We start from the raw sequence: 23,132 nt of genomic DNA on the forward strand, positions 1-23,132 counted from the left end.
TCTTCCCGCAAAACAAAACGGAGGCCGCGAGGCCTCCGTTTTTCGTCGTGCGATTGGCGAGCCTTGTCGCTTACCCCAGCCGTCCCGCCGCATGCGCCAGCAGCGTGTAGACCAGTCCCGTCTCCGAGGTCAGGTGGCTGCGCAGTTCCTGCGGGCCGCGGCCGTCGCGGGCGACTTCGTCGAGCAGGCGCTCGAACTCGGCGACGTAGCGGTCAACGGTGCCCTTGAAGTTGCGGTCGGCGCGGTACTTGCGGGCGACCTCGTCGAAGGCCTTCTGGCCGGCGGGCGTGTAGAGGCGTTTGGTGAAGGCCTTGTTCTCGCCGCGCTGGTAGCGGTCCCACATTTCGGCGGCGAGGTTGCGGTCCATCAGCCGGCCGATGTCGAGCGACAGCGATTCCAGCGGATTGCCGCTTGCCTGCGGCGCCTGCGGCTGCGGCGCGGGTGCGGCGCGGCCACGCGGAGCCTCACGGCCGGTCGGGGCGCCCTGATTGGCGTCCGTGCGGTTGAGGAGGTCCGACAGCCAGCCGTCACGGCCCTGGTCGTTACCGGCGGGCGCGACCGGCGGTGCGTCGGTGCGGCGCGCGGCCGGCATGCCGAGGTCCGGCGGCGGCAGCGTGGAAGCGCTGCCGGTGTCGCGCATGCGGGTCTCGGCGCTACGTCCGCCCGCAGCTGCCATGATCGGCTCCTCCTGGCGCTGGACGGCGACGGACGCGCGGCCCGTCGTGGTGACGTCGAGGCCACGGCCGTGCTGGGCCACGATGCGGTTGAGCTCGGCGAGGGCCTCGATCTGGTCGACGATCACCTTGCGCATCTGCGCAGTGCTCTCGGCGGCCTCCTGCGGCATCTCGAGCACGCCGCGGCGCAGCTCGTTGCGGGTGGCTTCGAGCTCGTTGTGCATCTCGAAGGCCATCTGCTTCATGCTGGAGACGAGGTTGGTGAACTTCTCGGTCGACTGCTTGAACATCGTGTCCGCCTCATCCGTGGTCTGGCGGTAGATGTCGTGCATGGCCTCGATGGTCTGCCGGTGCTCTTCCTCGGATGCGACGCGCACCGCCTCGAACTGGCGGGTGATCGCCGCGGAGCCTGCGCCGGCGGTCTCGGCGACGACGCGGGCGATGTCGCGGGCGCGCTCTTCGGCGGCCGCCAGCGATTCATCGAGCAGGCCGGTGAAGCGCGACAGGCGCTGGTCGAGATCGGCCGTGCGCAGGTCGATCGTGGTGACGAGCGATTCCAGCGCCTGCTTGCGCTCGGCGAGCGAGGCGGTGGTGTTCTTGTTGCTCTGCTCGACGACCTGCGCGGCATCGACCAGGGCCTTGCCGTGCGCGTCGAACTGGGTCGACAGCTCGCCGAGATCCTGCAGCGCCTTCGTGGTCTTGCTGTTGAAGACGTTGAGCTGCTCTTCCAGGTTCTGCGTCGCCGCGCCGTTGCGCGAGGTGACGTCGTTCATCGCCGAGACGAAGTCGGCGACGCGCGTCACCAGCGCCCGCTCGAGCGAGTTGAGGTTGTCGTGCGCACCGGTCAGCACCTCCTGAAGCAGGATGTTGCCTTCGCGCAGACGCTCGAACAGCGCCACCGTGTCGGTTCGCAGGATCTTGCTGGTCTCCTGCATCTCGGTGACGGCCGCGATCGAGACCTGGCGCGACTGGTCGATCGCCGCGCGCGAGGCCTGCTCGAGGTCCTTGAGCGACTTGCCGACCGCGCCGGTGGCGATCTCGCTCGCCGCGTTGATGGTGCGCGCGACTTCCGAGCCGTTGCCCATCATGGTCTGCGAGAAGGCCTGGCCGCGCGTCTCGATCGACTTGAGCGCGTCCGAGGTGACGCGGTCGATGTCGAGCGTGAGCTGGCTGGTCTTGGAGCCGATCGCGTCGACCAGGGCGCCGCGCTTGGCGTCGATCATGTTCGACAGGCGGTCGGCCTGCTGCTGCACGTAGGTGACGATCTCGTCGGTCTTGCCGGTCATGGCCTGGCCGAAGCTGGAGCTGGCGGCGAGCACCGAACGCTCGACGTCGGACGAGCTCGACTTGACCCGCGAGCTCGCCTCGTTGGAGGCCGAGATCAGCGCGTTCTGGGCGTTGAGCGCGCTGGTCTGGATGTCGTTGGTCGCGTTCGCGGTGGCCGCGCTCAGCGTCCGTTCGATCTCGGTCGAGATCGTGCGGATCTGGCTCGCGGCGTCTGCCGAGGTCGAGGTCAGCGAGGTCTGGGCCTCACGCGCGCTGTTGAGGATGGTTGAGGCGGTGTCGGCACCGACCGCGGTCAGCGTGCGCTCGATGTCCGTGGTCAGCGACTTGATCTGGCTGGCCGCATCGGTCGAGGCGGAGATCAGCGAGCCCTGGGCCTCGCGCACGCCGCTGGTGAGCGCCTCGATGGTGGCGCCGCCGGCGGTTGCCAGTGCGCGCTGCATCTCGGCCGCGAGCGAACGGACCTGGCTGGTCTGCTCGGCCGAGACGGAGAGCAGGGTGGTCTGAGCGTCGCGGGCGCTGGTGGTGATCGTCTCGGCGGTGGACTGGCCGACCTGCGATAGCGAACGATGCACTTCGGCCGCGAGCGATTTGACCTGGCTGGCCGCCTCGGAAGACGCCGTGACCAGCATGTTCTGCGCCTCTCGCGCGCCGGCGGTGATGGTCTCGGCGGTCGAGGTGCCGGCCATCGAGAGCGAGCGTTGCACATCGGCGGTGAGCGACTTGACCTGGGCCGCCGCATCCGAGGACCCGGCAACCAGCGTGTTCTGCGCCTCGCGCGCGCCGCTGGTGAGGATCTCGGCGGTCGAGGTGCCGGCCATCGTGAGCGAACGCTGCACGTCGGAGGAGAGCGCCTTGATCTGATTGGCGGTCTCGCTCGAGGCCGCGATCAACGCGCTCTGCGCATCGCGAGCGCCGGCGGTGATCGATTCCGCCGTGGTGGTGCCGGCCATCGACAGCGAGCGCTGCACGTCGGCGGTGAGCGTCTTGACGTGGTTGGCCGCGTCCGAGGACGCCGTGACGAGGGTGGTCTGCACCTCGCGGGCGCCGGCCAGGATCGAGGCTGCGGTGGCAGAACCTGCCGCCGACAGCGTACGCTCGACGTCGGCCGCAAGCCCCTTGATCTGGTTGGAGGCCTCGCCCGAGGCTGCGACCAGCGTCGACTGCGCCTCGCGGGCGCTGCTCAGGATCGAGTTCGCCGAACCGGTGCCGACCGCGGTCAGCGCGCGCTCGACCTCGGCAGAGGTCATCTTGAGCTGGGCGTTGACGTCGGAGGAGACCGTCATCAGCGACTGCTGGGCGGTGCGCGCACCGGTCTGGATCGTCTCGCTGGTGTTGACGACGAGGTTGGTGAGCGAGCGCTCGGCGTCCTCGACATGCGAGCGGATCGCGGTCGAGATCATCTCGGCGCGGGACATCATGTCCTCGCTGGCCTGGCGGCCGCTGCTTTCGATGCGGCCGGCGACGGCCTCGACGCGCGAGCCGAGCAGATCCTCGAACTGCGCCACGCGCACGTCGATGTCGCTGGCGACCGAACCGACCCGGGTCTCGATGACCTGATGGATCTCCTGGAAGCGCGCCGTGACCGTGTCGGTCAGGTGCGTGCTGCGGCCGTCGATGATCTCGGTGACTCCGGTGATGCGACGGTCGACCGCCTCGATCGCCTGCGCGGTGCCGTCCGTGAGGGTGGAGGTCAGGAGGGTCAGGCGCGTGTCGATCGACTGCACGGCCTGCGAGGCGCCGTTCGTGACCGCGGTGGTCAGGTAGGTGAGGCGGGAGTCGATGGACTCGAGCGCCTGCGTCGCGCCGCCGGTGAGCGTCGAGGTGAGATGGGTCAGCCGCGTATCGATCGACTGGATGGTCTGCGAGGCGCCATCGGTCAGCGAGCTCGTGAGGTGGTTGAGGCGCGCATCGATGGTTTCGATGGCATGCGTAGCGCCGCCGGTCAGCGACGTCGTGAGGTGGGTGAGGCGGGAGTCGATCGACTGGATCGCCTGCGCGGCGCCATCCGTCAGCGAGGTCGCGAGCGTGTTGATGCGCCCGTCGATGGTCTCGGTCATGGATTGCGCGCGGGTGTCGAACGACTGTTCGAGCGCGGCGACGCGGCCGACGAGCTGCTCGTCGAAGGTCTTGATGTGACCATCGATCGTGCCGTCGAGGCTGGCGATCTTGCCGTTCAGCGAGGCGTCGAGGTGGTTGACGCGTTCGCCGACCGTGGTCTCGAACTGCACCAGGCGCTGGTCGAGCAAGGCCGTGATCTCGCCGCCATTCGCGGTGAAGCGGGTGTCGAAATTCTCGACATAGGTCTTCAGCGACTCGTGGATGTCTTGCGTGCGCTGGCCCATGCGCTCGACGATCTCGCCGCCGAAGGTCTTCACGGTGCGGTCGAACTCGGAGATGTGGCGCGTGATCAGCGCGCCCAGCGTGCCGGAGTCGCGGGCGAACTTCTCGACCAGTTCGGTGCCCTGGTTCCTGACCAGCTCGTCGAACGCGCTCATCTGCAGCGACAGCGAATCGTGCGCGGTCTCGGTCTGGCTGACGACCTTGGCGACGAGGGTGTTGACGGTGGCGTCGAGCGCCTCGCTCGCCTTGTCGCCGCTCGTCAGGATCTGGCCGGCAAGGCGGTTGCCGGCGTCGTCGATCTTGGCGGAGAGGTCGTTGGAGCGCAGCTCGAGCTCGAGCAGCAGCGAGTCCGAGGAATTCTTCAGGCTGTCGTGCACCTGCTCGGTGCGCTCGGAGATGCCGTCGACGATCGCGGCGGAGCGCTGCTCGAACTCGCCGGTGATGCGGTCGATGCGCTCGTTCAGCATCTCGTGGACGCGGTCGGCGAGGTCGACGAACTCGTCGTGGACGTGGCCGGTCTTGAAGTTGAGGCTGGTGGTCAGCCGCTCGCTGGCGTCGAGCACGGCGCGCGTGGTCTCGTTGCTGGCTTCCTCGAGGCGGTCGAGCAGGTCGCCGCCGCGCTCGCCGAGCGCCAGGATCATGTTGTCGCCGGCATTGCTCAGCGCGCTGGTGATGTGGGCGCCGCGCTCTTCCAGCGCGCCGGTGATGGACTTGGCGACCTCGTCGACACGCGAGGCGATCGCATCAGAGATCAGCGCGATGTCGTGGCGCAAATCGATCTGCACGCCGGAGATGGCGCTGCGGACCTGCTCGGCCTGGCCGACCAGATTGTCGCGCTGATGGGCGATGTCCTGGAGCAGGGCGCGGATGCGCACTTCGTTGTCGGAATAGGCGCGTTCGAGCGCGGCGACCTCGTTGGCGACCAGCGTCTCGAGCTCGCCGGCGCGCGCGATGGCGCGCTCGATGCCGTCGCCCATCGCCGCGACCTCGCGGCGGATGGCCTGGCCGACGGTGACCATGGAATCGGAGGCCGAGCCCTCGGGCTCGGAGAAGCGGATCGCGACCTGCGCCATCGCCTGCGCGATCATGCGCATTTCCTGGCCGCGCCAGACGAGGCTCGCAAGGAAGTAGAACAGCATGATCGGCGCGAAGAACATCGCGATCAGGCCGGCGATGACGAGCACGCCGCCGCTCTGGCCCATGGCGGCCTGGATCGAGGGCAGGAAGCCGAACGTCAGCGCGGCGCAGGCGGCGAGCCAGACGCCGGCGAAGATGGTGGCGAAGGTGTAGACGCTGCGGGCAGGGCGGCCCTTCTGAAGCGCCTGGAGCAGCTGGCCGATGGTCTCGCGGTCGTCATTGGCGGCGCGGCGCGAAGAGCGCGGCTCCTCGACCGGGTCGAACACGGTCGAGCGTTCGTTGGCGGCAGGGCGCGGCTCGAAGCTCGGTTCGTCGAAGATCGGGGGCGGCGGCGCCACCGAAGGCGCGGTTTCGTTGCGCATCGCGGCGTTGCGGCTGGTGTCGGCAGCCGTGTCGCTGATGTTCAGGGCTTCCTGGATCGCAGAAAGCGCAACTTCTGTGGGGTCTTTGACCTTTTTCGGAGTGTTCGCCATGTTCAGTCCGAGCCCTCGTTACTTGTACGCGTCCCCCCGCGAGCCCTGCGCGCTACGCAAGCCCACAGACCGGATCATGCCGCTTGTGCGGATCTCCGAGCCGTCCCCACCCGGACGGCTTGTCCGCCAATTTCCGCAACATCCTATTGGCAGAGCGTCGCGAATGAAATGCCCGCGATTAAGACAATCTTAATCATCGTTAACAGGATCGCGCCGTAACGCCTTAGCAGTAAATGCAATTCTCCACTGGACTCGGCCGATTGCGGCAACTTTTCGTCAATAATCCGGCGGAACTGCGTTCAAGACCTCCAACATTTCGTTAACCATTTCCATGCTTGGGTGAGGCGAACTGACCGCCGAACCGGCGGAACCGTCGCGCGATGCCGGGGCCTGCGCCATGACGCCTGAACTGCAACGGATGGACTGGATGCCCTCGCCCCCGCTTGCACCCATCGACAGCCCGCTCGACCTCGACCATCTCTCCCGGATGACGCTCGGCGATGCGGATCTGGAACAGGAAGTGCTCGCCATGTTCGCCGAGCAGGCTGTCCGCCTGATCGCGGCGATGGCGGCGCTGCCGGCCGAGGCCGGCGCATTGGCCCACAAGCTCAAGGGCTCGGCCCGCGGGGTCGGCGCCTTTGCGGTGGCTGATGCCGCAGCAAGCCTGGAGATCGCGGTCCAGACCGGCCATGACCAGCGCCACGCCCTCGCCGCGCTGAAGGAGGCAGTGACCGAGGCCCGTGCCGCCATCGAGGCGATGCTGAAGCCTTGAGGCCACGCGGCCGAGCCGGACTCTAGTCTCTTGTTTTGACGCGTTTTCTTCCCGCAAAGCGGGATTCACTTCGGCTGAAAACCCTATGGCGCCGGGCTGATCGACCCGTTATAGGACAGCCCGGACCCTCCTTCATTCCCAGCACCGCGGCAGCACGAGCACACATGGCCAAGATTCACTTTGTCGACCACAAGGGCGAAACCCGCACGGTGGAAATCGAGAACGGCGCAACCGTGATGGAAGCCGCGATCCGCAACAGCATTCCCGGCGTCGAGGCCGAATGCGGCGGCGCCTGCGCCTGCGCGACCTGCCATGTCTATGTCGACGAAGCCTGGCGTGAGAAGGTCGGCAGCCCGACGCCGATGGAAGAGGACATGCTCGATTTCGGCTTCGATGTGCGCCCGAATTCGCGCCTGTCCTGCCAGATCAAGGTCTCCGACGATCTCGACGGTCTCGTCGTGACGACACCGGAACGCCAGGCCTGATCTTTCAAGCCTGCTCCTTCTTGCGATTTACGAAGCGCTCGGCGGCGCGACTTCGATGCCGCGCTTGTGCCAGGGTCTGAATTTCTCGATCACCTCCGCGGTCAGCGGGGCCGGCCGGCGCGTCGCCTCGTCGAGCAAGACGCCGACCGAAATCGCCGAGGCGATGCATTTTCCCTCCGAGAACACGACCTGCTCGAAGGTCACTGACGTCCGTCCGAGCTTCACTACGCCGAGGCCGAGCTCGATCGTGTTTGGCCAGTGCAGTTCGGCGCGGAAATGCATGTCGAGCCGCACCATGATCCAGGCGAGGCCCGGCGGGGTCAGACCGTACTGGGGAAGCTTCATCAGCGTGACGCGGCCGGTCTCGAAATAGGTGGCGTAGACAGCGTTGTTGACGTGCTGGTTGGGGTCGAGATCGCCAAAGCGGACATTGTCGCTGAGGCGGAAGGGGAAGTCCTCCAGACGCGGCGTCGTGTCGAGGCGGCTTGGTGCGTTCACCGATTGATCTCCGTCATATCCATCCTCGTTACAACCCAGTTATCCTGACCCGGCAAGTGGGCGCGGCTGCGGGGCGCTCCCGCTTTTATGCCTTCCCTGATCCATCCCCGTTGGCTAGACAGGCAGGGTCACCTCTGCCCGCCGGGCGCCGTCCAACCGATAACGACCGATAAAGAGACGACATGAGCGACGTGATCAAAACCGATGTGCTGATTATTGGCGCCGGCCCGTGCGGTCTGTTCGCCGCCTTCGAGCTTGGCCTTCTCGACATGAAGACGCATTTCGTCGACATTCTCGACAAGGTCGGCGGCCAGTGCGCCGAGCTCTATCCGGAAAAGCCGATCTACGACATTCCCGGCATTCCGCAGGTTTCGGGGCAGGGCCTCACCGACGCGTTGATGGAGCAGATCAAGCCGTTCCATCCGACCTTCCATCTCGGCGAGATGGTCGAGACCGTGGAGAAGATCGGCGATCCCGCCTTTCGCTGCATCACCGACGCGGGCAAGGTGTTCGAATGCAAGGTGCTGGTGATCGCGGCCGGCGGCGGCTCGTTCCAGCCCAAGCGTCCGCCGGTGCCGGGCATCGAGGCCTATGAAGGCACTTCAGTCCATTACGCCGTGCGCAAGATGGAGACGTTCCGCGACAAGAACGTGCTGGTCGTCGGCGGCGGCGATTCCGCGCTCGACTGGACGCTCAATCTGCATCCGATTGCGAAGCGCATTACGCTGTTGCACAGGCGTGACGAGTTTCGCGCCGCGCCCCACAGCGTCGAGCAGATGCGTGCGCTGGTCGCCGGCGGCAAGATGGATCTCCGGCTCGGCCAGGTCACCGCTCTCTCAGGCACCGAGGGCAAGCTCACGGGCGCTACCATCAAGGGCAACGACAACAGCGTCACGGAGATTTCCTGCGACACCATGCTGCCGTTCTTCGGGCTGACCATGAAGCTCGGCCCTGTCGCGAACTGGGGCATCGCGCTGGAGAACAATCTGGTGCCGGTCGAGACGTCCGCGTTCGAGACCAATGTTCCCGGCATCTTCGCGATCGGCGACATCAACACCTATCCCGGCAAGATCAAGCTGATCCTGTGCGGCTTCCACGAGGGCGCGCTGATGTCGCAAAAAGCCCATCGCTACGTCTATCCGGAGAAGCGGCTCGTGTTCCAGTACACGACCTCGTCCTCCAGCCTGCAAAAGAAGCTCGGTGTCAACTGACGGCGGCGGGGTGGGGAGGGGATGCCCCATGTTTCTGGCGCTGGAACCGTTCGCGAAATCGCCGTAGTCTGCGGCCATTCCGGTCGTGGAATTACAAGGTGACCTAATGCGGATTTTTTCCAGCTCTCGGCTGCTCCCCTTCCTCGCGCTCGCATTGTCGCTCGCGACGGTGACGCCGTCTGCGGCACAAATCGCCGAGCCCACGGCGGCGGGCCTCTGGCAGAAGGTCGAGGACGGCAAGACGGTCGGATGGTTCCTCTTCATCGACCATAACGGCATCTTCGAAGGCGTGATCGCAAAGACCTTCCCGCGGCCCGGCGATGATCCGAACGAGATCTGCGCCAAGTGCACCGACGATCGCAAGAACGCACCGGTGCTCGGCATCTCCTTCGTCCGCAACATGAAGCGCGAAGGATTGAAGTACGAAGGCGGCAACGTTCTCAATCCGCGCGACGGCCAGATCTGGAAGGCCAACATGAAGGTCAGTCCTGATGGCCAGACCCTGACCCTGCGCGGCTATCTCGGCATCGCGCTGCTCGGCAAGGACGAGGCCTGGACGCGCCTGCCTGACACCAACATCGCCCAGGTCGATCCCGCCATCGTCGCAAAATATCTGCCCGCGCAGGCTGCGGCCACCAAGCCGCCGGCGCCGACGAAGAAGAGTGGCGGCACGATGATGGCGCCGGCGCCCAAGCAGTAAGGGTGTCCGTCGCGCGCTGGGCCGCCTGATCGGCAGTAGCTCCGCACATCGTCGTCATTCCTCGCGCAGGCGGGACGACGGAGAGTCGGCGGCGGCCATATCCGCCGAAAGACCAACGGGCCGCGGGCCCGCTCCAGTAGTTGCCCGGAATGCATGCTGGCGCCGGATTTGCATAGCTATCCGCAGAGCTGCTGGGGGAATGAGTCGCTGCCCTCCGCGCCTTTCGCGCAAGCTGCGGAAGGCGGGCGGCGTGCGTTGTCCCATGCGGCGATCACGTCGACCCGCGGAGACGATATGCGACCTCCAAGATTGCGACTTGCAAGATTGCGACCTGCAAGATTGTATGCGGCGCCCTTGCTGGGCCTCGCCGCGCTCGTGACGACATCGGCGCAGGCGCGCGATGACGGACGCTATGCCAACTCGCCGTTGAAGCCCTGGTTCGAGAGCCTGTACAGCGAATACGGGCAATGCTGCACGGATGCGGACGGCTACGTCATTGCCGACGTCGATTGGGAGTCCGATCACGGCCGCTTCCGCGTCCGCATCGACAACGAGTGGGTCGTGGTGCCCGACGGTGCCGTCATCACCGTGCCGAACAAGATCGGTCGCACCATGGTGTGGAAGCACTATATCGACGGCCATCCGCGGGTACGCTGTTTCATGCCGGGCAGCATGACCTGAAAACGCTGACGGCGCCCGCATCAGATGCAGGCGCCGAAGGCGAAGGGGAGGCTTAGCGCGCTTCGCTTCCCGAGCCGGCGCTCGCAAGCTGCTTCACGCGCGGCGACAACACCGAGACCTGTGCGGGCGAGGCGGGCATGCCGGCGACGGTCATCGCCGGCGCGGTCGACTGCTCCTCGACGCCGGCGCCGCCGAGCACCTGCACCTGCATCGCCGAGATCGGCAGCGACTTCAGTTCGTAAGAGGGAAGCTCACTGGCGAAAGCACCGGTCGAGCTCGCAATCGCGGCACTGGCGACGGCAATCATTGTGAGAACACGCATTGGAAAATCTCCGTTGAAGGTGTCAATCGGAGGTTTGGTCGTGGCGATGCCGGGCCAGGTTCGCTTGTGAGAGAACATTCCCGTGGCCGTCGACGAACATATTGATTGCTTGATGCGCAACGACGAAACGAGGAAGAAGTTTTTGGCGCCAATGTTTCCGGACGGTTTCGCCGCATCGATCGAAGCAGCTCGCAGCTAGCTTGTCTGCAACTCCAGCTGCGCAGATATGGTCGGCGCGGCGGCGACGGGAAAGCGCAGGCTCATGCTCGTGCCGCGGCCAGGCGTGGAGGAGGTGATCAGCTCGCCGCCGTGGGCCGCCATGATCTCGCGGACGATCGACAAGCCGAGGCCCGCGCCGTCGCCGGCGGTGTTGCCGGTCTGAAACGGCTCGAGCAGTTTGTGTTCCGCGCCATCGGGCAGGCCCGCGCCGTCGTCGTCGATCGAGACGCCGTCGCGGCGGAGCGTGGCGACGATGCGTCGCGCGCCATGGGCGTGGATGAGCGCGTTTCCGACGAGATTGGCAAGCGCGCTGCGAACCGCGGCATCCACGCCCTGCACCAGGAGCGGACCTTTCTCGGCCTGTTCCAGCGCGAGCTCGATGCCGGCGTCCAGTGCCGAGGGGCCGAAATCGGCCAGCACGTCCAGCGTGATCTGGGCGAGATCGATCGGCCGTTTTTCGATCGCATGATTTTGCAGCCGCGCCAGGTCCAGCATGGCGGAGACCAGCGACGTCAGGCGCCTGATGTCGCGCACCAGCTCGACCTTCAGGGCCGGCTCGGACACGTCCTCGACCTTCGCGCGCAGCAGCGTCAGCGGTGTGCGCAGCTGATGGGCGGCGTTGCCGAGGAAGCGGCGCTGCATCCTGATATAGGCGTCGATCTCGCCGAAGGCGCGGTTCAGCGCCTCGACCAACGGCTTCAATTCGCGAGGGACCTCGGACAGGGAGATCAGACCTTGCGGTGCCGACGGGTCGATCGCGAGCGCGCGAAGCGCCACCCGTTCGATCCCACGCGAGACGAAACGTGCAGCAAGCGCCGAGCCGATGGCGACGGTCGCCGCAAAGGCCAGCGCTACTAGGATGATCGAAAAAATCCTGTTGACGAGGAAGTTCCCGGCCATTCGTCCGAAGCGGACCTGAGGCTCGCCGACCATCATCGCGAGCTGCAATGAGCCCCTTTGCGCGACGGCGAGGCAGAAGGTGCTCTTCTGGTCGAGTGTGTTGAAGACCGATGAGCCGACAGGCCCGTGATAGGGAAAGGCGAAGGGGAGGGCCGGCCGGCGTTCGCTGCCGTACTCGCTGACCATGTCGCCTGCGGACACGACGTACCAGAGGTTCGGGCTGTCGGCCTTCAACTCCGCGAGTGCGGAAGTCGGGCGTATCGTCAGGTTTCGTCCATCGATCTCGGTAGCGCGATCGAGAACAGCGGCGACGACCCGGCAGGCCCTGAACTCGCGTTCCTCCAGCGGGTACCTCGAGACGAAGATCGCGACCATGATCAGGAAGATCATTGTCGCGGCGATGCCGAGCGACAGCGCAAACGTTCGGGCGATCGACGTCATCGCGGCGGCGCCAGCCGCAGGATGTAGCCGATGCCTCGCATGCTGCGGATCTCGACATCGCCGCCGAGTTCGAGCAATTTCTTCCTTAGCCGCGAGACCTGAGCTTCCAGCGTGTTGGATTCGATCTCGTCGTCGAAGCCATAGATCTCCTCGATCAGGGCGGCGCGGGTGATGACGCGGTCGCGCCGCATCAGGAGAGCTCCGAGGATCAGCGCCTCGCGCCGCCGCAGTAGGATCTTGGTGTCGGCAACCACCGCCTCGTTGCTGCCGAGATGCAGCTCCACATTGCCGAGCGACAGCACCGAAGGGGCGAGCAGCCGGGGTCGCCGCAGCACCGCGCGCACCCGCGCGATCAGCTCCTGCGGCTCGAACGGCTTGCCGAGATAATCGTCGGCGCCGCTGTTGAGGCCGTCGACGACATCCTCCTTGGCGTCCTTGGAGGTCAACATGATGATGGCGGGGCGTTCCGGCGATCGGCTCAGCGCCGTGACCACCTGGAGCGCATCGCCGTCGGGCAGCATGCGGTCGACGATCGCGAGATCATATTTGAAATTGTCCAGCGCCTGGCGGGCATCGGCAATCGAGCCGACGAGATCGACGATCCCGTGCAATTGCCCGAGCAGGCGGCTGACATAGGCGCCGATCTGCGGTTCGTCTTCGATTACGAGGGAACGCACGCGGGTCGTCCTTGACTCTGCTGGGCAACAAAACCCCGAGCGTGACGCTCCCTGGCCGAAGTCTGGCGTTTCGGCTCCTGCGCAGGGTTCCCATAAAGGCAGCGAGCTTGGCGAATAAAAGGCAGCGGTGACGGCGCTGGCCGGCACCGGCGGTCAAAGTTTGGCGGCGTGAGCGCCGCGCGGCAATGTTCGGGCAATGTTGGTTCGGCGGCCGTCGCCAGGTGCGCGCCGGGAGCATGGTGGGGCGGCGGTTTTCGGCTTGCAATCTTGGGGCAATTTTGCCGGACCACATACTGGAGCTCCAACCACACGAGTCGACCAGGCCAGGAAGGCCGGTCCGGGGCCCTGTAATGAAGCATTTTGACGACGCCGCTCTTCGCCTCACGGTGAATGTGCGGCTCACGACCACCTTGCTCACCGCACTCGGCGCGATCATGGCGATCCCTCAATCCGCATCGGCGCAGACCGCGTTCACGCTGCCGGCGCCGCCCTTCGAGCTGCCGATGCTGCCTTCGCCTTCCGGCAACTGGACGGTCATGGTCGGCATCGGCGGCGAGTACATGCCTGACTTCGTCGGATCGAAGAACGGCAGGTTCATGCCGATCCCGATCTTCTCCATTCGCCGCGCCGGATCGATCGACCAGTTTCGCGGGCCGCGCGACAGCGCCAGCATCGCGCTGCTCGACGTCGGCAATTTTCGCGCAGGGCCTGCGTTCAAATACGTCGCCTCGCGCAAGGCCGACAAATATGCCGAGCTGACCGGCCTTGGCGACGTCAAGGCCGCCTACGAGCTTGGCGGCTTCGTCGAATATTATCCGGTCGACTGGCTCCGCCTGCGCAGCGAACTGCGCCAGGGCGTGGGCGGCCATACCGGCACCGTCGCCGACATCTCTGCCGACGTCATCGTGCCGCTGATTCAGAGGTTGACGATCTCGGCCGGCCCGCGCTTCACCTGGAAAAGCACCAAGGCGACCGCTCCCTATTTCGGCGTCGACGCCCCGCAGGCGCTGGCGTCGGGATTGCCGTCATACAACGCCAGGGGCGGCGCGCACTCGGTCGGCTTCGGCAGCCAGGTCTCCTATCGCATCAATCCGCAGTGGGAGGTCCATGCCTATGTCGAGTACGAGAAGCTGCTGGGCGATGCCGCGGACAGTCCGCTGGTGAAGCTGCGGGGATCGTCGAACCAGACCACCGTCGGTCTCGGCGCGTCGTATTCGTTCGATTTCAGGATCCGATAGGTCACCATGCGTCGCACTGCTTTTCTATGGATTGGCCTCGCAGCCGCTTGCGTCGCCCTCGGCGCCGCGGCGGCGTTCGAGACGCGGGCGAGCCGGCTCCAGGCGATCAAGACGGTGGGCATCGTCTCCGCCATCGGCGAAGAGATGAGCCTTTCACAGGCAGGCCTTACCAAGCTCGGCTCCACCGGGCAAGGCGCCTCGATCAGTGCATGGGGGCTGGATGAGCTGATCGTCCAGCAGGTCACCCGGCTGCTAGGCGGACGCTATCGCGTTCAGGCCGTCAACTACACCCGCGCCGCCTTCGCTGCTGTCAGAGATTCGGCGGTCACGCCCGTCAATCTGCTGCGGAGCGATCCGTTCAAGGAGCTGGTTCGCACCGACGTCACGCCCCAGGGACTGGATGCGTACATCGTCATTACCCGCGCGAAATCGAAACTCGGAAACGGTCGTAACGTCGAGGGGGTCGGGATCGCCGAATACCGGACGCTGCTTGCGGACTACGGCCTGATCCACGCGCTGTACGAGGTCCGCGTCATCGACGGCAAGACGTTCGACGTGATCGAGAAGAGGGCGGCCGCGCCGCTCGACAACACCGGGACCATAGGGATCGCCGGCCCGAGCGGGCCGGTGGACGGGACGTTTGACGGTCCGGCTTCGAGCGAACGGCTGCGCGCGGCGATTGCGGATCTCATCACGCGCAGCCTGCCCGTCACGCTGGACGACATGCATCTGATCGGTGGTCAGTGAAGCCGGCTGGCGGCCTCAGGTCACCGGCGCGGGATTGAACAGCGTCAGATCGTTGTGGATGCCCCAGCGGTCCGACCATGGCTTGGTGCGGCCGGAGGCGACATCGAGGATCAGGCGGAACAGGTCCCAACCCGTCTCCTCGATGGTCTTCTCGCCGGTGGCGATGCGGCCTGCGTCGAAGTCGATCAGGTCTTTCCAGCGCCGCGCCAGCTCGCTGCGGGTCGCGACCTTGATGACAGGCGCGGCCGCAAGGCCGTAGGGCGTGCCGCGGCCGGTGGTGAACACCTGCAACGTCATGCCGGAGGCGAGCTGAAGCGTGCCGCAGATGAAGTCGGAGGCGGGGGTTGCCGCGAACAGCATGCCCTTCTGCGTCGCCTTCTCGCCGGGCGAGAGCACGCCGGTGATTGCGCTCGAGCCGGACTTGACGATCGAGCCCAGTGACTTCTCGACGATGTTGGCGAGGCCGCCTTTCTTGTTGCCGGGCGTGGTGTTGGCGCTGCGATCGGCGCCGCCGCGGGCAAGATAGGAATCGTACCAGGCCATCTCGCGCACCAGCGCGCGGCCGACGTCCTCGTTGATGGCGCGTCGCGTGAGCAGCTGGATGGCATCGCGCACCTCGGTCACTTCCGAGAACATCACGGTGGCGCCGGCACGCACCAGGAGGTCGGCGGCGAAGCCGACGGCGGGATTGGCGGTGACGCCGGAGAAGGCGTCGCTGCCGCCGCATTGCAGGCCGATGACGAGATCGGAGGCCGGGCAGGTCTCTCGGGTGCGCTTGTTGAGAATTTTCAGCCGCGCCTCCGCCTGCGTCATGATCGCATCGACGATGGCGCCGAAGCCGTCGAAGGCTTCGTCCTGCATGCGCACGATGGCATCGCTGACGCCTTCCGGCACCAGCCGCTCCGGTGCGAGCTTCTCGCAGCCGAGGCCGACGACGAGGATCTCGCCGCCGAAATTCGGGTTGAGCGCGATGTTCTGCAGCGTGCGGATCGGAATCACTGCGTCTGGCGCGGTGATGGCGACGCCGCAGCCATAGGCATGGGTCAGCGGCACGACGTCGTCGACGTTGGGGTATTTCGGCAGCAGCTCGGCGCGGATTCGCTTGACCGCATATTCCATCGTGCCCTTGACGCATTGCACGGAAGAGGAGATGCCGAGGATGTTCTTGGTGCCGACCGAGCCGTCCGGATTGCGATAGCCTTCGAAGGTGAACCCTTCGAGCGGCGGCAGCGGCGCGGGGACGGCGGTCGAGATTTCGAGCTTGTCGAGGTCGGGGGCATCCGGCATGCGAATGCGTGCCTCGTCGACCCATTCGCCGGCCAGGATCGGCGACAGCGCGTAGCCGATGATCTCGCCGTAGCGGACGATCGGCTGATCTTGCGCGATGTCGACCAGCGCCGTCTTGTGCCCCTGCGGCACGAAGGCGCGCAGTGTCAGGCCGCTGGCAAAGCGGGAGCCGGCGGGAAGCCCAAAATCATTGACCACGATCGCGACGTTGTCGCGCTCGTTGAGCTTGATGTAGCGGGGCTGCTCTTTCGCTGCGACGTCCTGGTCCATCTACGCTTGCCTCCGAAGCCGTAGGGTGGGCAATGGCGCAACGCGCCGTGCCCACCATGCTTCATACCGAACGTAAGCGGTGGGCACGCTTCGCTTTGCCCACCCTACGATATCTTCCCGGTGGTCAGCCCGGGAACGTATAAGCCGTCTTCACCGTCGTGTAGAACTCGCGCGCGTAGGAGCCCTGCTCGCGGGCGCCGTAGCTCGAGCCCTTCCGGCCGCCGAACGGCACGTGATAGTCGACGCCGGCGGTCGGCAGGTTGACCATCACCATGCCGGACTCGCTGTTGCGCTTGTAGTGCGAGGCGTATTTCAGGCTGGTGGTGCAGATGCCGGAGGCGAGGCCGAACTCGGTGTCGTTGGAGATCGCCAGCGCCTCTTCGTAGTTCTTGGCGCGGATGACGGCGGCGACCGGGCCAAAGATCTCCTCACGCGCGATGCGCATGTTGTTGTTGGCTTCGGTGAACAGCGCCGGCTGCAGGTAGTGGCCGGGGTTCTCGCGCTTGAGCAACTCGCCGCCGAACGACAGCTTCGCACCCTCGTCCTGGCCGATCTTGATGTAGCGCAGGTCCTGGTCGAGCTGGCTCTGGTCCACGACGGGGCCGATATGCACGCCGGCCTTGAGCGCGTCGTCGACCGACAGGCCGTTCAGGCGCTCGGCCACCGCCGCGACGAAGCGGTCGTGAATGCCTTCGGTGACGATCAGGCGGGAGGAGGCGGTGCAGCGCTGGCCGGTGGAGAAATAGGCACCGTTGACGGCGACCTCGACGGCGGTCTTGAGGTCGGCGTCGTCGAGCACGACCAGCGGATTCTTGCCGCCCATCTCCAGCTGGAACTTCTTCATCGGGTTCGAGAGCACGCAGGCCTGCGCGATCTTGCGTCCGGTCTGCACCGAGCCCGTGAAGGAGATCGCCGCGACGTCGGGGTGGTCGAGCAGGGTCTGGCCGACCACCGAGCCGGAGCCGACCACGAGGTTGAACACGCCGGCGGGAATGCCGGAGCGGGTGATGATTTCGGCCAGCGCGTGACCCGAGCCCGGCACCAGCTCAGCCGGCTTGAATACCACGGTGTTGCCGTAGCACAGCGCGGGCGCGATCTTCCAGGCCGGGATCGCGATCGGGAAATTCCAGGGCGTGATCATGCCGACGACGCCGACCGGCTCACGGGTGAGCTCGACGTCGAGGCCGGGACGCACGGAGGCGCCCTTCTCGCCGATCAGGCGCAACGCCTCGCCGGCGAAGAACGCAAAGATCTGGCCGGCACGCGCGACCTCGCCGACGCCCTCGGGGAGCGTCTTGCCTTCCTCGCGGGCGAGCAGGCGGCCGAGCTCTTCCTTGCGGGCGAGGATCTCGAGGGAAATCTTGTTCAATGCGTCATAGCGAACCTGCGGCGTCGACTGCGCCCAGGCGGGGAAGGCGGCCTTGGCGGCTGCAATGGCCTTCTCGGTCTGCGCCTTGTCGGCCTTGGCGTATTCGCCGACGACGTCGTTGGTGTTGGAGGGGTTGATGTTCCTGGTGACGCCGGAGCCGTCGACCCATTCGCCGCCGATGAAGTTCTTCAGGATCGCAGTCATCTCATTCCTCCAAGTCGTTTAAGGGGCATGATCCCTATCGGAAACCCGGTGCCCACATTTCCGGGATCATGCCTGAAGTTTGTCTAACGCACGAGGCACGGACGCTTGTCGTCAAAGGTCCAGCCGGGGATCAGGTCCTGCATGGCAATAGCGTCATCGCGGGCACCGAGTCCATGCTGCTTGTAGAGGTCATGCGCCGCGTCGATGGCGGCCCTGTCGATTTCGATGCCCAGGCCCGGGCTATCAGGGACGGCAATCTTGCCGCCCTTGATCTGGAGCGGCTCTTTGGTGAGCGCCTGGCCGTCCTGCCAGATCCAATGGGTGTCGATCGCAGTGACCTTGCCGGGGGCGGCGGCGCCGACATGGGTGAACATGGCCAGCGAAATGTCGAAATGGTTGTTGGAGTGCGAGCCCCAGGTCAGGCCGTTGTCACGGCAGGTCTGCGCCACCCGCACCGAGCCCTGCATGGTCCAGAAATGGGGATCGGCGAGCGGAATGTCCACCGCGCCGAGACGCAGCGCATGGGAGAGCTGCCGCCAGTCGGTGGCGATCATGTTGGTCGCGGTCGGCAGGCCGGTGGCGCGGCGGAACTCGGCCATGATCTCGCGGCCGGAAAAGCCGGCCTCGGCGCCGCAGGGGTCCTCGGCATAGGCGAGGATGCCGTGCATGTCCTTGCAGAGGCGGATTGCCTCGTCGAGCGACCAGGCGCCATTGGGATCGAGCGTCACGCGCGCGTTCGGGAAGCGCTTTGCGATCGCGGTGACGGCCTCGATCTCCTGCTCGCCGCGCAGCACGCCGCCTTTCAGCTTGAAGTCGGCGAAGCCGTAATGGTCGTGGGTGGCTTCCGCGAGCCGCACCACGGTCTCCGGGGTCATCGCCTCCTGATGGCGGAGATTGAACCATTCCGCCTTGCCGGTCTCGCCCTGGACGTAGTTCAGCTTCGACTTGCGCCGGTCGCCGACGAAGAAGAGATAGCCGAGCGTCTCGACGCTGTTGCGTTGCTGGCCTTCGCCGAGCAGCGCGGCGACGGGCAGGTTGAGATGCTGGCCAAGCAGATCAAGCAGTGCGGATTCGATCGCGGTGACCGCGTGGATCATGACGCGAAGATCGAAAGTCTGCTTGCCGCGGCCGCCGGCGTCGCGGTCGGCGAAGGCGGTGCGGACGTCGGCGAGGATGTTGTTGAGCGCGCCGACGGTCTTGCCGATCACGAGATCGCGCGCGTCCTGCAGCGTCTGCCAGATCTTCTGCCCGCCCGGCACCTCGCCGACGCCGGTGTGGCCGGCATTGTCGGTGAGGATGACGATGTTGCGGGTGAAGAATGGCGCATGCGCGCCGCTCAGATTGAGGAGCATGCTGTCGCGGCCCGCGACCGGAATCACCTGCATCGCCGTGACGACAGGGGCGCCAGAGATATCGGTCACGGCCATCGCTCGCTCCTCGCTGTTGTCGCCCTATTCTGCCGCCTGTTGTGTCGATCGGATGGCGGGCAGGTTCTTCACCAGCGCGGTCACTTCGGCGATCTCCTGCTCGGTGAGGTCGGTGAGCGGCGGGCGGACCGGGCCGGAGTCGCGGCCGATCACCTTCATGCCGGCCTTGATGATCGAGACGGCATAGCCCTTCTTGCGGTTGCGGATCGCGATCAGCGGCAGGATGAAGTCCTTCAGCCCGGCCTGGATCGTGGCATGGTCGCGCTTGCGCACCGCGGCGTAGAAGTTGGTGGCGAATTCCGGCACGAAATTGAACACGGCCGAGGAATAGGTCGTCACGCCCATGTCGAGATAGGGCAGCGCGAAAGTCTCGGCGGTCGGCAGGCCGCCGACATAGGTGAGACGATCGCCGAGCTTGGTGTAGACGCGGGTCATCAGCTCGATGTCGCCGATGCCGTCCTTGTAACCGACGAGGTTCGGGCAGCGCTCGGCAAGCCGCGCGAGCGTGTCGGGCTGCAGGATCGCGTTGTCGCGGTTGTAGACGATGACGCCGATTTTCACGGCGGCGCAGACCGCCTCGACATGGGCGGCAAGGCCCTCCTGCTCGGAGTGGGTGAGGTAGGGCGGCAGCAGCAGCAGGCCGTCCGCGCCGGCCTTCTCCGCGCCGATTGCGATCTCGCGGGCGATCGCGGTGCCATAGCCGGTGCCGGCGAGCACGGGCACGCGGCCCTTGGTCTCGTCGACGGCGACCTTGACGACTTGAGGGACCTCGGTCGGCGTCAGCGAGAAGAATTCGCCGGTGCCGCCGGCGGCGAACAGGCCTGCGACATCATAGCCGCACAGCCAGTCCATGTTGGCGCGATAGGTCACCTCGTCGAAGGAGTAGTCAGCCTTGAAGGGCGTGACGGGGAAAGACAGGAGGCCAGATCCGATCTTCTGGGCCATTTCCTGCGGGGTCATCTTGCTCATGGGCGCGGCTCCCTCATTGCGTGTTGTGGAGGACGCAAGCAGAAGGCTGCGCGTCCATGCGCCGTGGTTTAGGAGACCGTTCGATGCGGGTCCAAGCCAAAGCCTATATCGACCGATGCGAAATCAGCATCAATCTTCCGCGGGCTCCGCAGAGGCCAGTTCGCCGGCGATTTTGACGAGCGCCGACAGCAGCGGATTCTCGTCGTCGCGGCGCCAGACCATGAACAACTCGACGGGGACGCGCGTGCGCAGCTTCAGCGGGCGCAGGCGCACGTCGGAAATCTTCAGGCTCGCAGCCGCCGCCGGCACGATCGCAAGGCCGAGGCCGGCGCGCACCATGGCGAGGATCGAGTGGATCTGGCTCAGATGCTGGACGTAGCGCGGCAGCACGTCGGCACGGGTGAACAGCGCCACCAGGAGATCGTGGAAGTAGCGGCTCTCATAGGGCGAATACATCACGAAGGGCTGGTCGTCGAAATCCTTGATGGTGATGCTGTCGGCATTGGCGAGCGGATGCTTCTTCGGGATCGCGGCGAGCAGGGGTTCGGCGACGACGCGGCGGCTGGTGAGCTCGGGGCGCGCGATCGGCGGCCTGAGCAGGCCGGCGTCGATCTGGCCCGAGGTCAGCGCCTCGAACTGGTCGCCTGACACCATCTCCTTCAGCGAGAAGTCGACCTCGGGCAGTTTTGCGCGGCAGGCCGCGACCAGTTCCGGCAGGAAGCCATAGGCCGCGGCCGCGGTGAAGCCGATCTTCAGCGAGCCGGTCTTGCCGAGCGCGATGCGGCGGGCGACCTGCGAGGCGCTTTCGGCAAGCTTGAGGATGCGCCGCGCCTCCGGCAGAAAGCTGCGCCCCGCCGGGGTGAGGCGCACCGAGCGGCTGGTGCGCTCCAGCAGCGGCGCATCGATGATGTGCTCGAGCACCTGGATCTGCCGGGACAGCGGCGGCTGGGTCATGTTCAGCCGCGTCGCGGCGCGGCCGAAATGCAGTTCCTCCGCCACCGTGACGAAACAGCGGAGCTGGTTGAGGTCGAACATCGATACATGCCTTAGATGGATAAGGCGTTTCCCCGGTACTTCTAGCATCGATCATCCCCAAAACAAAGACGGCGGCTTTTGGGCCGCCGTTGAGTTGCCTGGTCAAGCTCCCATCGGGAGCCCTCAGGAGGAACGTTTGAGCGTCACCCGCTCGATCTTGCCGACGATGACGAGATAGGCGAACGCCGCCACCAGCGCGTTGAGGCCCACGAACACCAGCGCGCCGTTGAACGAGCCGGTCGCGGCCAGGATGTAGCCGATCACGATCGGCGTGGTGATCGAGGAGAGATTGCCGAAGGTGTTGAACAGGCCGCCGGAGACGCCGCCGGCTTCCTTTGGCGAGGTGTCGGAGACGACCGCCCAGCCGAGCGCACCGATGCCCTTGCCGAAGAAGGCGAGCGCCATGAAGCCGACCACCAGCGCCTGTCCATCGACATAGTTGCAGGCGATGATCGACATCGACAGCAGCATGCCGCCGACGATCGGAATCTTGCGCGCCATGGTCAGCGAGCCGGTCCGGCGCAGGATCGCATCGGAGATGATGCCGCCGAGCACGCCGCCGATGAAGCCGCACAGCGCCGGCAGCGTCGCGACGAAGCCGGCCTGCAGGATCGACAGGCCGCGCTCCTTGACGAGGTAGACCGGGAACCAGGTCAGGAAGAAATAGGTCAGCGTGTTGATGCAATACTGGCCGAGATAGACGCCGAGCATCATGCGGTTGGAGAGCAGCTGGCGGATGTGGTCCCAGCCGGAGCCGGCCTCGGGCGCACGCGCGCGCGGCAGATCATCCTTGGGCGCGTCGAGATCGACCAGCGCGCCGCCTTCCTTGATGTAGTCGAACTCGGCATCGTTGATCGAAGGATGCTCCTCCGGGCCGTAGATGGTCTTGAGCCAGACCAAGCCCATGACGATGCCGAGCGCGCCCATCACGAAGAACACGAAGCGCCAGCCATAGGCGTGCGCGATCCAGCCCATCAGCGGCGCAAAGATCACGGTTGCGAAATACTGTCCCGAGTTGAAGAAGGCCGACGCGGTGCCGCGCTCGTTGCCCGGAAACCACGCCGCGACGATGCGGGCGTTGGCGGGGAAGGAGGGCGCTTCCGCGACGCCGACCAGGAGGCGGAGCGCGAACAGCACGACAACAGCCGTGCCGGCGCTGAGGAAGCCGACCCAGCCCTGCATCAGCGTGAATAGCGACCAGATGATGATGCTGAAGGCATAGACGAGACGCGAGCCATAACGGTCGAGCAGCCAGCCGCCCGGTACCTGCGCCGCGACATAGGACCAGCCGAACGCCGAGAAGATCCAGCCCATGGCGACGGGATCGAGATGCAGCTCCTTGGACAGCGCGGGGCCTGCGATCGACAGCGTGGCGCGGTCGGCATAATTGACGGTGGTGACCAGGAACAACATGGTCACGATGAACAGCCTGACGCGAGACCTCCTCACGTCCGCTGCGGACACCACTGCGCTCATCAGGCGCCTCCTCAAGTCGAAATGTTTCCTCGATCCGACTCCTAGAGGCGCGCGCGGCAAAGTGTCCAAGTTCAAGGGGGTATCGATCGATACCGTTTTTGGATTGATGAAACGGCAGGTAGCGGGGAACGATGGTAAGGGAGTGAGATTGCGCGAGTGCAGTTTGTGGCAGCGCGCTACACCACGCACTCCGCCGTCATTCTCCGCGACCCGGCTACGCCAAGGCTTCGCCGTGGTTGAGGTCGTGGGGCGCCGAAGCTTTAGCGTAGGCGGCAGGCGGGGAATCCAGTACG

General features: G+C 65.9%; 18 protein-coding genes. 7 read left to right on the forward strand and 11 right to left on the reverse strand.

The annotated features are described in order from the left end of the window. Positions 1-70 precede the first annotated feature (70 nt). Complete coding sequence (locus tag XI04_RS02340) at positions 71-5,911, reverse strand: negative regulator of septation ring formation (protein WP_271608768.1); 5,841 nt, start codon at positions 5,909-5,911, stop codon at positions 71-73. Positions 5,912-6,308: 397 nt separating this feature from the next. Between XI04_RS02340 and XI04_RS02345 the strand changes: the two genes are divergently transcribed. After that, positions 6,309-6,683, forward strand: a complete 375-nt coding sequence (locus XI04_RS02345) for an Hpt domain-containing protein (RefSeq protein WP_271594866.1) — start codon at positions 6,309-6,311, stop codon at positions 6,681-6,683. A 164-nt stretch (positions 6,684-6,847) separates the two neighbouring features. Next, positions 6,848-7,168: a 2Fe-2S iron-sulfur cluster-binding protein gene (locus tag XI04_RS02350; protein ID WP_018317347.1), complete on the forward strand. Its 321-nt coding sequence runs from the start codon at positions 6,848-6,850 to the stop codon at positions 7,166-7,168. A 27-nt stretch (positions 7,169-7,195) separates the two neighbouring features. On the opposite strand, the gene XI04_RS02355 is transcribed toward XI04_RS02350, so the two are convergent. Then, the gene (locus XI04_RS02355; RefSeq protein WP_095425598.1) at positions 7,196-7,666 is read right to left on the reverse strand and encodes an acyl-CoA thioesterase; all 471 of its coding nucleotides are present in this window, start codon (positions 7,664-7,666) and stop codon (positions 7,196-7,198) included. Between the two features lie 182 nt (positions 7,667-7,848). On the opposite strand from XI04_RS02355, the gene XI04_RS02360 reads away from it, so the two are divergent. The 3 genes from XI04_RS02360 to XI04_RS02370 all read left to right on the forward strand — a co-directional run bounded on the left by XI04_RS02360 (position 7,849) and on the right by XI04_RS02370 (position 10,258). Then, positions 7,849-8,877, forward strand: coding sequence for an NAD(P)/FAD-dependent oxidoreductase (locus XI04_RS02360; protein WP_038949076.1), 1,029 nt, complete (start codon positions 7,849-7,851; stop codon positions 8,875-8,877). 106 nt (positions 8,878-8,983) lie between these two features. After that, a complete protein-coding gene (locus tag XI04_RS02365; protein ID WP_095425596.1) occupies positions 8,984-9,577 on the forward strand; it encodes a DUF2147 domain-containing protein in 594 nt (197 codons plus the stop codon). Between the two features lie 294 nt (positions 9,578-9,871). Next, positions 9,872-10,258 carry a hypothetical protein gene (locus tag XI04_RS02370; RefSeq protein ID WP_081494309.1) on the forward strand — a complete coding sequence of 129 codons (387 nt, stop codon included), beginning with the start codon at positions 9,872-9,874 and terminating at the stop codon, positions 10,256-10,258. 52 nt (positions 10,259-10,310) lie between these two features. On the opposite strand, the gene XI04_RS02375 is transcribed toward XI04_RS02370, so the two are convergent. The 3 genes from XI04_RS02375 to XI04_RS02385 form a co-directional block, all read right to left on the reverse strand. Then, a complete protein-coding gene (locus tag XI04_RS02375) occupies positions 10,311-10,580 on the reverse strand; it encodes a hypothetical protein (protein ID WP_028143285.1) in 270 nt (89 codons plus the stop codon). A gap of 195 nt (positions 10,581-10,775) precedes the next feature. Then, a complete protein-coding gene (locus XI04_RS02380; protein ID WP_028143284.1) occupies positions 10,776-12,140 on the reverse strand; it encodes a sensor histidine kinase in 1,365 nt (454 codons plus the stop codon). Beyond that, positions 12,137-12,817, reverse strand: coding sequence for a response regulator transcription factor (locus XI04_RS02385; RefSeq protein WP_028143283.1), 681 nt, complete (start codon positions 12,815-12,817; stop codon positions 12,137-12,139). The genes XI04_RS02380 and XI04_RS02385 overlap by 4 nt, the downstream gene beginning before the upstream one ends. 350 nt (positions 12,818-13,167) lie before the next feature. On the opposite strand from XI04_RS02385, the gene XI04_RS02390 reads away from it, so the two are divergent. Further along, complete coding sequence (locus XI04_RS02390) at positions 13,168-14,055, forward strand: MipA/OmpV family protein (RefSeq protein WP_271608767.1); 888 nt, start codon at positions 13,168-13,170, stop codon at positions 14,053-14,055. Between the two features lie 6 nt (positions 14,056-14,061). Continuing rightward, positions 14,062-14,802 (forward strand): hypothetical protein, encoded by a 741-nt coding sequence (locus tag XI04_RS02395; protein WP_271608766.1) that lies wholly within the window; start codon positions 14,062-14,064, stop codon positions 14,800-14,802. Positions 14,803-14,817: 15 nt separating this feature from the next. Here XI04_RS02395 and garD read toward each other — a convergent pair whose 3' ends face one another. The 6 genes from garD to XI04_RS02425 form a co-directional block, all read right to left on the reverse strand. Further along, positions 14,818-16,359, reverse strand: a complete 1,542-nt coding sequence (garD, locus tag XI04_RS02400) for a galactarate dehydratase (RefSeq protein ID WP_038971697.1) — start codon at positions 16,357-16,359, stop codon at positions 14,818-14,820. A 124-nt stretch (positions 16,360-16,483) separates the two neighbouring features. Then, a complete protein-coding gene (locus tag XI04_RS02405) occupies positions 16,484-17,932 on the reverse strand; it encodes an aldehyde dehydrogenase family protein (protein WP_038971696.1) in 1,449 nt (482 codons plus the stop codon). Positions 17,933-18,015: 83 nt separating this feature from the next. Further along, a complete protein-coding gene (gene gudD / locus XI04_RS02410) occupies positions 18,016-19,359 on the reverse strand; it encodes a glucarate dehydratase (RefSeq protein WP_271595624.1) in 1,344 nt (447 codons plus the stop codon). 24 nt (positions 19,360-19,383) lie between these two features. Then, positions 19,384-20,328 carry a 5-dehydro-4-deoxyglucarate dehydratase gene (gene kdgD / locus XI04_RS02415; RefSeq protein ID WP_271608765.1) on the reverse strand — a complete coding sequence of 315 codons (945 nt, stop codon included), beginning with the start codon at positions 20,326-20,328 and terminating at the stop codon, positions 19,384-19,386. Between the two features lie 129 nt (positions 20,329-20,457). Beyond that, positions 20,458-21,363, reverse strand: coding sequence for a LysR substrate-binding domain-containing protein (locus tag XI04_RS02420; protein ID WP_018317334.1), 906 nt, complete (start codon positions 21,361-21,363; stop codon positions 20,458-20,460). Between the two features lie 123 nt (positions 21,364-21,486). After that, positions 21,487-22,839: an MFS transporter gene (locus XI04_RS02425; RefSeq protein WP_271608764.1), complete on the reverse strand. Its 1,353-nt coding sequence runs from the start codon at positions 22,837-22,839 to the stop codon at positions 21,487-21,489. Positions 22,840-23,132 lie beyond the last annotated feature (293 nt).

Source organism: Bradyrhizobium sp. CCBAU 11430 (assembly GCF_028128855.1).
Lineage (GTDB): Bacteria > Pseudomonadota > Alphaproteobacteria > Rhizobiales > Xanthobacteraceae > Bradyrhizobium > Bradyrhizobium ottawaense.

Bases quoted from the DNA above. Each gene is read 5' to 3' on its own strand.
- XI04_RS02340 (WP_271608768.1), bottom strand. From the start codon at position 5,911: ATGGCGAACACTCCGAAAAAGGTCAAAGACCCCACAGAAGTTGCGCTT.
- XI04_RS02345 (WP_271594866.1), top strand. From the start codon at position 6,309: ATGACGCCTGAACTGCAACGGATGGACTGGATGCCCTCGCCCCCGCTT.
- XI04_RS02350 (WP_018317347.1), top strand. From the start codon at position 6,848: ATGGCCAAGATTCACTTTGTCGACCACAAGGGCGAAACCCGCACGGTG.
- XI04_RS02360 (WP_038949076.1), top strand. From the start codon at position 7,849: ATGAGCGACGTGATCAAAACCGATGTGCTGATTATTGGCGCCGGCCCG.
- XI04_RS02365 (WP_095425596.1), top strand. From the start codon at position 8,984: ATGCGGATTTTTTCCAGCTCTCGGCTGCTCCCCTTCCTCGCGCTCGCA.
- XI04_RS02370 (WP_081494309.1), top strand. From the start codon at position 9,872: ATGCGACCTCCAAGATTGCGACTTGCAAGATTGCGACCTGCAAGATTG.
- XI04_RS02375 (WP_028143285.1), bottom strand. From the start codon at position 10,580: ATGCGTGTTCTCACAATGATTGCCGTCGCCAGTGCCGCGATTGCGAGC.
- XI04_RS02380 (WP_028143284.1), bottom strand. From the start codon at position 12,140: ATGACGTCGATCGCCCGAACGTTTGCGCTGTCGCTCGGCATCGCCGCG.
- XI04_RS02390 (WP_271608767.1), top strand. From the start codon at position 13,168: ATGAAGCATTTTGACGACGCCGCTCTTCGCCTCACGGTGAATGTGCGG.
- XI04_RS02395 (WP_271608766.1), top strand. From the start codon at position 14,062: ATGCGTCGCACTGCTTTTCTATGGATTGGCCTCGCAGCCGCTTGCGTC.
- garD (WP_038971697.1), bottom strand. From the start codon at position 16,359: ATGGACCAGGACGTCGCAGCGAAAGAGCAGCCCCGCTACATCAAGCTC.
- XI04_RS02405 (WP_038971696.1), bottom strand. From the start codon at position 17,932: ATGACTGCGATCCTGAAGAACTTCATCGGCGGCGAATGGGTCGACGGC.
- gudD (WP_271595624.1), bottom strand. From the start codon at position 19,359: ATGGCCGTGACCGATATCTCTGGCGCCCCTGTCGTCACGGCGATGCAG.
- kdgD (WP_271608765.1), bottom strand. From the start codon at position 20,328: ATGAGCAAGATGACCCCGCAGGAAATGGCCCAGAAGATCGGATCTGGC.
- XI04_RS02420 (WP_018317334.1), bottom strand. From the start codon at position 21,363: ATGTTCGACCTCAACCAGCTCCGCTGTTTCGTCACGGTGGCGGAGGAA.
- XI04_RS02425 (WP_271608764.1), bottom strand. From the start codon at position 22,839: ATGAGCGCAGTGGTGTCCGCAGCGGACGTGAGGAGGTCTCGCGTCAGG.